Here is a 14961-nt window from a genome sequence, read left to right as displayed (position 1 = left end):
AAGCATGAATATACATAGCGACAGTCCCAGGCAATGTTTAGAAGAGATTATCAAGTCTGCTTCAGCAAAGTTTAATGAATCAATTGACATTGCAGTTAATTTAGGTATAGATTCGCGTAAATCTGAAGAACAAGTGCGTGGTACAGTAGTTTTACCTAAAGGTATTGGGAAAGATATTAAAGTAGCTGTCTTCACTCAAGGCAAACATTTACTAGAAGCTGAAAAAGCTGGTGCTAATATTGTAGGGGGAGAAGATTTAGTTCAAGAGATAAAAAAGGGTAAAAAATTGGATGTTGATTGGTGTATCACTACTCCTGATTTCATAGCAAAAATCACTCCTATTGCAAAAATATTGGGTGCTAAAGGGTTAATGCCTAATCCTAAATTTGGTACCATGACTTCCAACGTTGCAGAAGCTATTAAAACCATCAAGTCTGGTCAAATAAAATTTAGGACAGATAAAAACGGTATTATTCACGGCAAATTAGGGAATATTAAGTTTAGCGTTGATGATTTGCTGAAAAATTTAAAAGCCTTTCTTAAAGTAATTAAAAGTAACAAACCCATTTCTGTAAAAGGAGTATACTTTAAGAGCGTTTTTTTAAATTCAACTATGGGTAAGGCTTATAAAATGAGTAAAGTGGAAGATATAATTTAGGGAGTAATACCGTGAAGCGTGAGAATAAGGATGAGTTTATACAAAATATAATAAACGTGTTTGTAAATAATGATTTTTTGATACTGATAAATTTTAAATCTATAAATGCTAGCGATTCATTAATCCTTAGGGATAGCTTAAAGTCTGCAGCGAGTGGAATGCTAGTAGTTAAAAATACTCTAGCCCGCTTAGCTTTAGAAAGAGCTGGTAGATTTTCTTATTTATTAGATAGATTTTCTGGTCCCGTTGCTGTTATATACTCCAGTGGTATAGTAGAAGCTGCAAAGCTAATAGTTGATTTCACTAATTCTAATAAAGAAAAGATGTCTGTGATTTGCGCAGCTCACTTAAACCAATTGCTTACAGTGGAGGATGTTAATAAACTAGCTAAGTTGCCTTCTCTGGATGAGTTGCGTATTAAAATTATGCGTTTAATATCTTATAATATCCCTGCCAGGTTAGCGTTGTCTATTAATTCACCCTCTATTAGGCTTATGGGAGTATTGGGTTATTATAGTTCTAAAAAATAAATTTATTGTCAAGTAAGGTAGTAGTATGAGTAATGTAACAAACGATTTAGTTGATAAAATATTATCTTTAAACTTATTAGAGGCCTCTGAGCTTGTAAAAGTTCTAGAAGAGAAAATAGGGTTACCTGCTGGTTCTTTTGTTGATGGAGCTGTTAGTTCTAGTGCACCTACTAGTGATAATGCTGCCAGCTCTGTTGCTCAAGAAAAAACTGAATGTAAAGTTGTGATTAAAGAAATTGATGCAAGCAAAAAAATGGAAATCATTAGAACAGTGAGGAAAATTGATCCTACATTAGGCTTAAAAGAAGCAAAAGAGTTAGTCGAATCCTTACCTAAAGATTTGACTGCCAGTGTTCCTAGGGGTGAAGCAGAGAAAATAAAGCAACAGCTCATCGATGCAGGAGCAACCAAAGTGGAACTCGAATAGGATGTTTATATTTAATATATTAATTTTATATTAATATAGCCCCTTTTAGTTAATTTGAGGTGTTTTAATGGTTGATTCTTCTTATATGTGTGCTTCTAATGCTTTTATTCCTAGGATTTCTTACTCTAGGTCAATTGATTTAAAAGACTCTTTATTGGATTTAGTTAAAGTTCAAAAAGAGTCATACAAGTCGTTTACTCCTGGAAATCATGGTAATGAAAGACTTGAGTCTATCTTTCGTTCAGTTTTTCCGATAAACGATCCTTTGCACAGGGCTACTATTGAATTTATAAGTTGTAGGATAGATAATCCTAAGTACGATGAGTCTGAGTGTATAAAGCGTGGTATAACTTTTTCTGCTCGAGTCATTGCTTCTATACGCCTTGTTATTATGCAGGATGGTATTTCCCTTGACGAATATAAATCGATTAAAGGGAGTGGAGATCATTCTAAGCTTTCAACCATTATAAAGTTTATAGGGGAACAAGAGGTCCATTTCTGTGAGTTGCCAATGATGACCGATAAAGGTACCTTCATCATTAATGGTGTAGAGAAAGTAATCGTTTCGCAAATGCATAGGTCTCCTGGTGTATTTTTCGATAGCGATAAGGGAAAAACCTACAACTCTGGTAAATTAATCTATTCCGCTAGAGTTATTCCTTATAGAGGTTCTTGGCTTGATATTGAATTTGATGTTAAAGACCTCTTGTATTTTCGTATTGACAGGAAAAGAAAATTACCAATCTCAGTCTTATTAAAAGCATTGGGCTTATCAAATAGTGATATACTCGATAGATTTTATGAAAAGATAAAATACATAAAATATAAGAATAGTTGGAAAGTACCGTTTGTTCCTGACAAATTTAAGGGGGTTAGATTACCTTTCGACTTAATGGATGTTGAAGGTAACGTGTTGTTTAAGGCTAATGTTCGTATTACCTCAAGATTGGCTAAAAAGCTACATGATGACGAATTGAAGGAGTACTTAGTACCTTTTGATTCTATATGTGGTTTATTCCTTGCAGAAGATTTAATAGATAGTGTTAGCTCTACGAAAATTTTATCTGCTGGTGAATCTATAAAGATAGAAGATGTAAAAAAGCTTGAGTTGTTGTCCATAGGTGAAATATCAGTACTAAACATCGATAATTTGTCTGTCGGTCCTTATATATTAAACACGCTTTTCTTAGACGAAAACATGTCTTATCAGGACGCGCTGTATGAAATATACAAGGTCTTGCGTCCTGGTGAAGTTCCTGTGTTAGAAATAGTAGAAGAGTTTTTTCATAATCTTTTCTTTAACCCTGAGTATTACGACCTATCTAACATTGGTAGATTGAAACTTAACTCTTATCTTGGGTTAGATTATGATGAGGATTTAACTGTTTTAACACATGAGGATATTATTGAAATTGTAAGAAAGATAGTATTGCTACGTGACGGCCAAGGATCTGTGGATGACATTGATCACCTGGGAAATAGAAGAGTAAGGTCAGTTGGAGAATTTATAGAAAATCAGTTTAGAGCTGGGCTATTAAAGCTGGAACGTGCAGTAATTGACTCTATGTCTACTTCTAGTTTAGATAAAGTTTCTTCACCTGACTTCATTAATCCAAAAGTGTTAACTAATGTCTTAAGGGATTTCTTCAACTCTTCTCAATTATCTCAGTTTATGGATCAGACTAATCCGTTATCTGAAATAACACATAAAAGGAGGTTGTCAGCATTAGGTCCTGGTGGTTTAACGAGAGATCGTGCAGGATTTGAAGTGCGAGATGTTCATCCAACTCATTATGGAAGGATTTGTCCTATTGAAACTCCTGAAGGGCAAAATATAGGGTTGATCAATAGTTTAGCTATATATGCACGAGTTAACAAATATGGTTTTATTGAAAGCCCCTACAGAAAAGTAATTAATAGAGTTGCCACTGATCAAATTGAGTACTTGTCTGCCATAGATGAAGGTTTATATTATATAGCTGATGCCAGCGCAAAGCTTGACAATAATAATCGTTTTATCGACGACATGCTATACTGTAGATATGCTGGTAATTTTGTCATGGTCAGCAGTGATCAAGTGAGCTACATTGACGTATCCCCTAAACAGGTAATATCAGTTGCAGCCTCTTTGATCCCATTTTTAGAAAATGATGATGCTAATAGGGCATTAATGGGTTCAAATATGCAACGTCAAGCTGTGCCTTTATTGAAGCCTACTGCTCCTTTGGTGGGTACTGGCATAGAGTCTTTTGTAGCTTCTGGCTCTGGTGCTGTAGTTTTAGCAAAACGCGACGGTATAGTTGATAGTTCTGATAGTAACTCTATAGTTATACGTGCTTTTGATGAAGAAAGGGTTAACTATCTTGGCGTAGATATTTATCATTTAAAAAAATTTCAACGCTCTAACCATAATACTTGCATTAATCAAAAACCGCTAGTACGTATAGGTGATTATGTTAAAGAGGGTGATGTAATAGCTGATGGCCCTGCAATTAACAGTGGTGAGCTAGCACTTGGTCAAAACTTGCTGGTCGCTTTTATGTCTTGGCAAGGTTATAACTTTGAAGACTCTATTATTATTTCCAGTGAAATTGTTAAAAAAGATCTCTTCACTTCAATACATATAGAAGAATTCGAATGTGTTGTGCACGATACTCCTTTAGGGTCAGAGAAAATAACTCGTGCTATACCTGGCGTTAATGAAGAAAATCTATATCACTTAGATAATAGTGGTATAGTAAAAATTGGTACAAGAGTTGGTCCAGGCTATATTCTTGTAGGTAAAATTACACCTAAACCTTCCCTTTTATTGCCTCCTGAAACAAAATTATTAATGACGATTTTTGGTGAAAAGTCATTCGATTGTGCAGACTCCTCTTTATACACATCCCCAGACGTTGAAGGAACAGTAATTGATGTACAGGTCTTTACACGTAGAGGGGTCGAAGAAAACGAAAGGGCACTGCTTATCAAGCAGAAAGAAATGAATGATTTAGAAAAGGAGCGAGATTATATAATCAATGTTGCTAGTGAATATTTCTATGACGAACTGAAAAAACTTCTTGTTCATTCTTGCTCTCAAGATCAAGAAAAACTCGACGCTATTGAACGTGAACAATGGTGGGGTATAGGATTAAAAAATCGATCTATCTCTGAACAAGTTAAGAATTTAAAAAAAGATTTTGATAAAAAAGTATCGAATACAATAGCACAGTTTAAACAAAAAGTAGAAAAGTTAGATGAAGGCTATGACTTGCCTCAAGGTGTATTGATGTCGGTAAAAGTTTTCATTGCTGTAAAGCATAGTCTGCAGCCAGGAGATAAAATGGCTGGTAGACATGGAAACAAAGGGGTAATTTCTCGAGTTGTACCAGTGGAAGATATGCCTTATTTGGAAGATGGTACCCCTGTTGATATTATTCTGAATCCTCTTGGTGTTCCATCAAGAATGAATGTTGGGCAAATATTGGAAACTCATGTAGGTTGGGCTTGCAAAAAATTAGGAGAAAGAGTAGGCAACATTCTGGATGAAATTAACAAGATTAACAGTGATTTCTGTAAGGAAATTAGATCTCTTGATGATAATAACTTTGCGAAATTTGCAGCGGTGTATTTTGATAATAAAAAAACTGAAGAGGTTAGAGATGATGAAATAACAGATTCCCTTGTTAATATACCTAATAAAGGCTTACTAAATGATGAATTAAACGCATTAGTGGAAAATTATTTAAACTCTTGCAAAAGTGCGTACGACAACTTACGTAGCTTCCTCATTGAGGTTTATAGCTGTGGTAGTGACGTATCTATTTGTAATAATATTCGTGATATTAGCAATAGTAACTTGATTGAATTTGCACATAAATTACGTAATGGCATTCCTGTTGCTGCACCTGTTTTTGAAGGTCCAAAGGATAAAAATATAATAAAATTATTTACACTTGCTGGCTTAGATCCTTCTGGACAAACTGAGGCATATGATGGCCGCACTGGTGAGAAATTTGACCGTAAGGTTACGGTTGGTTATATGTACATGCTTAAGCTGCACCACCTGGTCGATGATAAAATTCATGCGCGTTCAGTAGGGCCTTACAGTTTGGTTACTCAGCAACCTCTTGGAGGAAAATCCCATTTTGGCGGTCAGCGCTTTGGTGAAATGGAGTGTTGGGCATTGCAAGCCTATGGTGCTGCTTATACTTTACAGGAAATGCTAACTGTGAAGTCTGATGATATTAATGGCAGGGTTAAGATTTATGAATCGATAATAAAAGGTGACAGCAACTTTGAATGTGGGACTCCTGAGTCTTTCAATGTAATGATAAAAGAACTACGTTCTTTATGTTTAAATGTGGCTTTAAAGCAAAATAATGTTGTTATTGAAGACATATCTCACACTAACATTGCACAGTCTTTTGATAAGATTGGTATATCGATTGCTAGCCCTGAGAATATTAAATCTATGTCTTACGGCGAGGTAAAAGACGTCTCAACTGCAAATTATCGTACATTCAAAGTTGAGAAAGGTGGATTATTTTGTCCTAAGATCTTTGGTCCAGTCAATGACGATGAATGTTTGTGTGGAAAATACAAAAAAAGAAGACACAGAGGCCGCATATGTGAAAAATGTGGAGTAGAAGTTACATCTTCTAAAGTAAGAAGAGAAAGAATGGGTCATATAGAGCTTGCGTCCCCTGTTGCCCATATATGGTTTTTGAAGTCACTCCCTTCAAGAATTGGAGCATTATTAGACATGTCTCTCAGAGATATTGAGAATATTTTGTATAGCGATAATTACATTGTGATAGATCCCCTTGTTTCTCCTTTTGAAAAGGGTGAGATTATTAGTGAGAAAATTTATAATGAGGCTAAAGATGACTATGGTATCGATAGTTTCGTAGCTATGCAGGGTGTTGAAGCCATAAGAGAGTTGCTGACTTGTCTTGATTTACATCAAATCAGGAAGGATTTAAGACTGGAATTAGAGTCTGTTGCTTCTGAAATAAGAAGAAAGAAAATTATAAAGAGATTACGTATTATTGAAAACTTTATTAAATCTGGAAACAGACCTGAGTGGATGATACTTACAACTATACCTATTTTACCACCTGACTTGCGTCCTTTAGTATCGCTTGAAAGTGGTCGCCCTGCAGTTTCTGACTTAAATCATCATTATAGGACTATTATTAATAGAAATAACAGATTGAGGAAATTATTAAGCTTGAATCCTCCTGAAATTATGATTCGTAATGAAAAGAGGATGTTACAAGAAGCAGTTGATTCTCTTTTTGATAATAGCCGTCGCAATGCTCTAACAAATAAAGCTGGTGCTATTGGATATAAAAAATCTATTAGCGACATGCTAAAGGGAAAACAAGGCCGTTTCCGCCAAAATCTCTTAGGAAAAAGGGTAGACTATTCTGGACGTTCTGTAATAGTCGTTGGGCCAGCTTTAAAGTTGAATCAATGCGGGTTACCAAAAAGAATGGCTCTTGAATTATTTAAGCCTTTTGTTTATTCAAAGCTTAAGCTGTATGGTATGGCTCCAACTATCAAGTTTGCTAGTAAATTGATAAGAGCAGAGAAGCCAGAAGTTTGGGATATGTTAGAAGAAGTGATAAAAGAGCATCCTGTTTTGCTAAATAGAGCACCTACTTTACATAGGCTTGGTATTCAGGCCTTTGAACCAATCCTTATTGAAGGCAAAGCAATACAACTTCATCCACTTGTTTGTACAGCATTTAACGCAGATTTTGATGGCGATCAAATGGCAGTACATGTGCCGATTTCATTGGAAGCTCAACTTGAAGCAAGGGTGCTAATGATGTCAACCAATAATGTCTTAAGCCCTTCTAATGGCAGACCAATTATAGTCCCTAGTAAAGACATAATACTTGGTATATACTACTTAACTTTACAGGAACAAACTGATAAAGAAGGTGATGATTTGCCATTTTTAGGCACTTTTGGTGAAGTTGAGCATTCTTTAAGTGATGGTACTTTACATATTCATTCTAGTATAAAATATAGAATAGAGTATACGAATAGCGAAGGCGAAACTTGCTATAAAACTATTCGCACAACTCCTGGTCGCTTAATATTATGGCAGATTTTTCCTAAACATGAGAATCTAAATTTTGATCTTGTAAATCAGGTATTGACAGTTAAAGAAGTAACTAGTATAGTTGATCTGATATACCGCAACTGTGGTCAGAGTGCTACGGTGGAATTTTCTGATAGGTTAATGGTACTTGGCTTTGAGTATGCTACGTTTTCTGGCATTTCTTTTAGCCGTTGTGATCTGGTTATACCTGAAACTAAAGCTGAACACGTTGATCATGCGAGGGGTGAAATCAAGAAGTTCTCTATGCAATATCAAGACGGGCTAATAACTAGAAGTGAGAGATATAATAAGGTTATAGACGAATGGTCTAAATGTACAGATATGATAGCTAATGACATGTTAAAATCAATATCTGTATATGATAGAAATAGTAAGTATAATTCAGTGTACATGATGGTTAATTCTGGTGCAAGGGGTTCTACTTCACAGATGAAGCAGCTAGCTGGGATGCGAGGGCTCATGACTAAACCTTCTGGTGAGATCATAGAAACACCTATAATTTCTAACTTCCGTGAAGGATTAAACGTATTTGAGTATTTTAATTCTACTCATGGTGCACGTAAGGGTCTTGCTGATACTGCGCTTAAAACTGCTAATTCTGGATATTTAACTCGTCGTTTAGTTGATGTATCTCAAAACTGTATAGTTACAAAGCATGACTGTAAAACAAAAAATGGTCTTGTTGTGAGAGCTACAGTTGAAGGAGGCACTATAGTTGCATCTCTAGAAAGTGTTGTGCTGGGCAGAACAGCTGCAAATGATATATATAATCCAGTGACAAAAGAATTATTGGTGAAAGCAGGAGAATTAATTGATGAGGATAAGGTAAAGCAAATCAATATTGCAGGTCTTGATGCTGTAAAAATTAGATCACCTTTAACTTGCGAAGTAAGTCCAGGAGTATGTTCTTTGTGTTATGGAAGAGATCTTGCAACTGGTAAAATTGTTTCAATAGGTGAAGCAGTTGGTGTAATAGCTGCTCAGTCTGTTGGAGAGCCGGGTACTCAGTTAACGATGCGTACTTTCCACATAGGTGGAGTAATGACTAGAGGTGTTGAGTCTTCAAATATTATAGCTTCTATTAATGCCAAAATAAAATTGAGTAACAGTAACATAATTATAGACAAAAATGGGGATAAAATTGCAATAAGTCGTTCTTGTGAAGTGGTGTTAATTGATAGTCTTGGTAGTGAGAAGTTAAGGCATAGTATACCTTATGGTGCTAAACTTTGTGTAGATGAAGGTAAGTCAGTAAAAATCGGTGATAAGATTGCAGAATGGGATCCTTATACATTACCTATTATCACGGAAAAGACTGGTACAGTGTTATATCAAGATTTAAAAGATGGGGTGTCAATCACTGAAGTTATGGATGAATCTACGGGAATATCAAGTAAAGTAGTAAAAGATTGGAAACTGTACTCCGGTGGAGCTAATTTACGTCCTCGCATAGTGCTACTTGATGATAACGGTAAAGTGATGACACTTGCAAGCGGTATTGAAGCATGTTATTTCATACCAATTGGTGCAGTACTCAATGTGCAAGATGGCCAGAAGGTTCATGCAGGTGACGTTATTACGAGAACGCCAAGGGAGTCAGTTAAAACCCGTGATATTACTGGGGGTTTGCCGAGAGTTATAGAGTTGTTTGAAGCACGGCGCCCTAGAGAACATGCCATTGTTAGTGAGATAGATGGTCATGTGGTATTTTCTGAGAAAGATCGGAGAGGAAAACGTAGCGTACTCATAAAACCTTTGAATGAACAGATTTCTCCAATTGAGTATTTGGTGTCAAGAAGTAAACACGTGATAGTTAATGAGGGTGATTTTGTACGTAAAGGTGATCTGTTAATGGATGGTGATCCTGATCTCCATGATATTTTACGTGTACTTGGATTAGAAGCTTTAGCGCACTATATGATTTCTGAAATACAGCAAGTTTACAGATTGCAGGGTGTTCGTATAGACAACAAGCATTTAGAAGTGATATTAAAGCAAATGTTGCAGAAAGTAGAAATTACTGATCCTGGTGATACTATGTACTTGGTCGGCGAAAGCATTGACAAGTTGGAAGTTGATAAGGGAAATGATGTTATGAGTAACTCTGGCAAGCGGCCTGCTTGTTATCTTCCTATCTTGCAAGGAATTACTAGAGCAAGTCTTGAAACTAAATCCTTTATTTCTGCTGCCTCTTTCCAGGAAACAACGAAAGTGCTAACAGAAGCAGCATTCTGTGGAAAAGAAGACCCTTTAAGTGGATTAAAAGAAAATGTTATAGTAGGAAGATTAATTCCTGCTGGTACAGGTTTGATTATGAGTAAGGTCAGGGCACTTTCGCTTTGTGATAATATGGATAAATATGAAAAATATTTTGATATTGAAGCTTATGACGAGAAATTGTTAGAGGATAATGGTTGCCACTTGCATTCTGGAAAGAAAGAAAGTGTAGCAGAATCACGTTATAATTAGCCAAATTAAATATAGCTAACAAAAACGGGCATACTGTTTATGACTGTGTGAACATTGGCGTGGCTTAGCATAGATTCCGCTCACAAGTAACGGGGCAACGATTTATCAAATTATTGGTAGATCTAAGTTACTTTAGGTGTAGATGAAAAAGATCTGCGGACGAAGATAGATTTCTAGCTGTCTAAATATCTCTACTGCAATTATGATCACATCGGTAGCAGGAGAAGTAATTTTTTTCTGGAAATCTTAATTTTATTTTAGCTATTGATTAACTTAAAGTAAAATATCTTGACATTTATTAAATATTACTATACAATAACTATGTGTATTTTATACACTATGGCAATAAAATTACCTTGTAATAGGTGTATTGGACCCGAGGGCAGTACTCGGCGCCTCCACCATGTTTTTAATTTACATGGGGGCGAATAAGAATCGACATGCATAGTAAAGATGGTAACTTTGCTCGGTTAGATACCACCGCTAAGAGTTCATAGTTTAAACGCAAACGATAATTTTGCTGCTGAAGGTGATGTTGCGGTAGCTGCTTAATTTAAGCACTATAACTTCATTACTATAAGCACGGCTTAGGGAACGCCGGGTAACAGAAGTTCCCCCCAGAATTCACGTGTTTAAAACTTATATGGATAAGATAGGTTACAAAAAATTACTCAATTCTGCCAAGTTTCAAGTTATCAAAAAGGCTTTAGATGTTATATCAGGTAATAGCTTCACTCCTAACTTAGAAATATTATTTTTCACGTATTTTAATGATGTTGTCATATCAGATTACTTAAGAAAGTCATATCCTACTCAAATGCTTATTATATTACAGCATCAATTTTATGGTTTGGAAGTTTTTGAGGATAAATTTAGTGTTAGTTTAAGTTTTCATGGAAAACAAGAGCAAATCACCGTGCCGTTTTTTGCTATTAGTGAATTTCATGATAAAATTTCAGGGGATGTTTTAATATTTGACAAAATCAATGTCGATTTTGACAAAGAATATAAAAGTGAAAAATGTACTGAAAACTCATCAAATGGTAGTATTATATCCATAGACCAACTGCATGATAGGTAATTATTTGTGGGATGTTTGAAAATATAATATGTAAATAAAAAATAAGCTGGTAGGATTGTTTGACTTACTGCCAAAGTTTTAAATATATTTCTATACAGTCACTTTCCCGGCACATTTTTTAACTTAGGATAAAAATATTTTGAATTTGAAAAGGGGGATTGATTTAAAACTCCTAAATACTTATCTTTTATATAATTTTCATGTAATAGATACGCATGCATCCAATCATATACTTACTCAACATGTTACTTGATCTTTATAGCTTCATTCTAATATGTTGGATTATTCTGGATTGGCTAATCAAGCTTAATGTGGTAAACATGTATAACGAAGTTGTAAGCAACATAATGCACACTTTGAACCGGCTCACCTATCCACCGCTAAAAGTTATCAGAAGGTATATACGACCACTCAACGGGTTGGATTTATCTATAATGATATTGCTAATAGCAATTCACTTTGTAAAATATACAATGACTTACTACTTTAAGTAGATGCTAAAAAAATATCTAAAAGCAGCAATATACCTATCACTTTTAATATATATATATATATCAGTTTTTAGCTATAGCTATAAAGATATATCCTTAAATACAGTCACAGATAAAGAAGTGACGAATTTAGGTGGAATAGTAGGTTCATATTTAGCTGATATATTAGTTCAATTTCTTGGATTAACTAGTATTACAGTAGCCACTACTATAATTTGTTTTTTGATCTTCAGACCATCAAAAAGGCTACTGAAAGTTCTCTACTCAGTATTAATCAACTTAGGAATATGCGCTATGTTACCACAACTTTCACTAGGTATCACTGCAAGGTATATGCACAGTGGAATAATAGGAAATATACTAATTAATAACTGCCCTTTTTACATATTCATAATAGCAACGTCAACAGGTATTGTAGGGCTAATTGGTTGGAAGAGGACAATTTACTTGCTATTCCTCTTATATAAAAAAGTAGCTTCTCTTTTAGCAAAGGTTCTGTTTTTTAGGTTATATAAAGCCGCTGAGTATCCGACTCCACCATTAGTAGTGGAAGAAAAACACAGAGCTCAAATTACTACTAGACAGCAACCAAAAGAAAGGCAGAAAAAAGTTATTGGAGAGATCTTTGAATCTTCCAGCGAGTTTAAGTTTCCAAGCATTCACTTACTTTCTAAAGCAGAGGAATCTTTGCAGAGAAAGCGGCTGAATGAAATGGAGAGTAATAAGAATTTATCTCTGCTGGAGCAGGTCCTTAGTGATTTCGGTGTGCAAGGAAAAGTTATTAGTGTATGTTATGGACCAGTTGTAACTTTATACAAACTTGAACCACAAGCTGGCACAAAGTCTGCAAGAGTAATTGGCCTTGCAGACGATATTGCACGTTCAATGAGTGCATTATCTGCACGTATTTCAATAATTCGTGGACAAAACGCTATGGGAATAGAATTACCAAACAAGGAACGAGAAATCGTCATGCTGCGTGACTTACTTGAATCATTAGAATATCAAAATGCAAATTTAAACCTTCCAATTGCGCTTGGTAAAGAAATAAGTGGAAAACCAGTTATTGCTGATCTGGCTAAAATGCCTCACTTGCTTGTTGCTGGAACCACAGGATCTGGTAAATCAGTTGCAATTAACACTATGATTCTTTCACTCATTTATCGATTAAGTCCTGACGCGTGTAAGATGATAATGATCGACCCAAAGATGCTTGAGCTTTCAATATATGATGCAATACCACACCTAATAACACCAGTAGTAACAGAGCCAAAAAAGGCTGTTATTGCTCTTAAGTGGATAGTAAAAGAAATGGAAAATCGCTATCGCATGATGTCTTATTTGAATGTACGCAATGTAATAAACTATAACCAAAAAATCACGGAAGCGATAAATAGCGGGATAGAACTGGAGCGTGTTGTACAGGTTGGGTTTAACTCAACAACAGGTAAACCCTTATTTGAAAAGATGCCAATCAAAATGGAGACATTTTCATATATTGTAGTAATTGTAGATGAAATGGCAGACTTGATGCTTGTTGCTGGTAAGGAAATAGAGTGTTCTATTCAACGTTTAGCTCAGATGGCTCGTGCTGCAGGAATACACATTATAATGGCAACACAACGTCCATCTGTAGATGTGATAACAGGCGTAATAAAAGCAAATTTTCCAACAAGAATCAGTTTTGCTGTCACTTCTAAAATAGATAGCAGAACAATACTTGGTGAACAAGGGGCTGAACAGTTGCTCGGTATGGGTGATATGCTTTATATGGCTTCTGGCGGTAAGATTATTCGAGTTCATGGCCCATTTGTGAGTGATGAAGAAGTGCAAAATATAGTTGATCATTTGAAAATGCAAGGTGAACCAAACTACATGGAAGAAATCACCAAAGAAGATGAAAATTCCTCTGCGGAACTAAAAGGTGAAACAGAGGGTGAAGAGAATGATCTATACAAGCAAGCAGTGGCTATTATTCAAAGGGATCAAAAAGTTTCAACTAGTTACATTCAACGACAGCTTAGAATAGGCTACAACAGAGCTGCAAATATTGTTGAAAGAACGGAAAAAGAAGGTATTATTAGCGCTCCAAATTACTTAGGAAAGAGAGAGATATTGGTAGAATGATTACCAATATCTCTGCACTATGATATATTTATGAGTATCCAATGCAGTATTCAATCAGTGAATTTAAATAGGTAGATGAACTTACCTACAAAAATATTTTTCACCTCATTTATTTTTGGGTTTATTCTTTCTCCTTATTTTATAAAGTTTCTAAAAAAAATTAGCAAAAATGGACAACCCATCAGGTTATGCAGTCCAGAAAATCATTTAATTACAAAAAGAAATACCCCTACCATGGGTGGGGTAGTAATACTGACTTCTTCTTTATTACCAATTTTATTTTGGGTTCAGTCAACACCAGAGATTCTATTGCTAGTATCTATAACTCTATCCTTCGCTCTAATTGGGTTCATTGATGATTATTTAAAGTTAAAAGCGAATAGCTATCGAGGGCTAAGCGCAAAAACTAAAATACTCATCCAATTTATTGTTGCCCTGGTTGGTATGTCTGTATTTAAGTTATACTTTACTGAAGATTTTACAAAAACTTTCCTATTTAAAGGAATAATGATCGACTTTAGCTACCTATATGCTCCATTTGCTGCATTTATAGTGGTCGGCTCTTCTAACGCTGTGAATCTTACAGATGGCCTAGATGGCCTTGCAGCAACTCAAATCATCGCTTCTTTTGTTTCTTTGGGATTAGTTGCATACATGACTCGAGCAGATATAAGTGTTATCCTATTCTGCATCACGTTTATAGGAGCGACTTTAAGTTTCTTGTGGTTTAACACACATCCAGCAAAGATATTTATGGGTGACATTGGCAGTTTATCAATTGGTGCAGCTCTAGGATTAACCAGTGTTCTAATTAAAAGAGAAGTGCTTTTTGCTGTTATTGGGGTAATCTTTGTGATAGAGACTTTATCTGTTGTTATTCAGGTATTGTACTTCAAATATACAAGATTTAAGCATGGAAAAGGAAAAAGGATTTTTCTTATGACACCAATACACCACCATTTTGAAAAGAAGGGATGGTCAGAAAACGAAATAGTTATAAAATTTTTGATAATTACTATTGTCTGTTCAGTTTTTACTGTTGCTTTCTTGTTGTAGAAAC

General features: G+C 35.2%; 8 protein-coding genes and 1 other RNA gene. All 9 read left to right on the top strand.

Going from position 1 to position 14961, the window contains the following annotated elements; all coding sequences use genetic code 11:
* The first annotated feature begins 4 nt into the window (after positions 1 to 4).
* The 9 genes from rplA (at position 5) to mraY (ending at position 14957) form a co-directional block, all read left to right on the top strand.
* The gene (gene rplA / locus WBM_RS03910) at positions 5 to 658 is read left to right on the top strand and encodes a 50S ribosomal protein L1 (RefSeq protein ID WP_011256848.1); all 654 of its coding nucleotides are present in this window, start codon (positions 5 to 7) and stop codon (positions 656 to 658) included.
* 11 nt (positions 659 to 669) lie between these two features.
* Positions 670 to 1188: a 50S ribosomal protein L10 gene (gene rplJ, locus WBM_RS03905; protein WP_011256847.1), complete on the top strand. Its 519-nt coding sequence runs from the start codon at positions 670 to 672 to the stop codon at positions 1186 to 1188.
* Between the two features lie 25 nt (positions 1189 to 1213).
* Positions 1214 to 1615: a 50S ribosomal protein L7/L12 gene (rplL, locus tag WBM_RS03900; protein ID WP_011256846.1), complete on the top strand. Its 402-nt coding sequence runs from the start codon at positions 1214 to 1216 to the stop codon at positions 1613 to 1615.
* Positions 1616 to 1682: 67 nt separating this feature from the next.
* A complete protein-coding gene (locus tag WBM_RS05535) occupies positions 1683 to 10202 on the top strand; it encodes a DNA-directed RNA polymerase subunit beta/beta' (protein ID WP_011256845.1) in 8520 nt (2839 codons plus the stop codon).
* Between the two features lie 284 nt (positions 10203 to 10486).
* Positions 10487 to 10822, top strand: a transfer-messenger RNA (tmRNA) gene (ssrA, locus tag WBM_RS05530).
* Between the two features lie 23 nt (positions 10823 to 10845).
* Positions 10846 to 11283, top strand: coding sequence for a ClpXP protease specificity-enhancing factor SspB (locus WBM_RS03890; protein ID WP_011256844.1), 438 nt, complete (start codon positions 10846 to 10848; stop codon positions 11281 to 11283).
* A gap of 215 nt (positions 11284 to 11498) precedes the next feature.
* Positions 11499 to 11777: a YggT family protein gene (locus WBM_RS05525; protein WP_011256843.1), complete on the top strand. Its 279-nt coding sequence runs from the start codon at positions 11499 to 11501 to the stop codon at positions 11775 to 11777.
* Complete coding sequence (locus WBM_RS03885; protein ID WP_011256842.1) at positions 11778 to 13901, top strand: DNA translocase FtsK; 2124 nt, start codon at positions 11778 to 11780, stop codon at positions 13899 to 13901.
* Between the two features lie 75 nt (positions 13902 to 13976).
* Complete coding sequence (gene mraY / locus WBM_RS03880) at positions 13977 to 14957, top strand: phospho-N-acetylmuramoyl-pentapeptide-transferase (protein WP_011256841.1); 981 nt, start codon at positions 13977 to 13979, stop codon at positions 14955 to 14957.
* Positions 14958 to 14961 lie beyond the last annotated feature (4 nt).

The organism is Wolbachia endosymbiont strain TRS of Brugia malayi, from assembly GCF_000008385.1.
GTDB lineage: Bacteria > Pseudomonadota > Alphaproteobacteria > Rickettsiales > Anaplasmataceae > Wolbachia.
The sequence above is the reverse complement of the archived record's forward strand: the minus strand, read 5'-3'. Positions and strand labels throughout refer to the sequence as shown.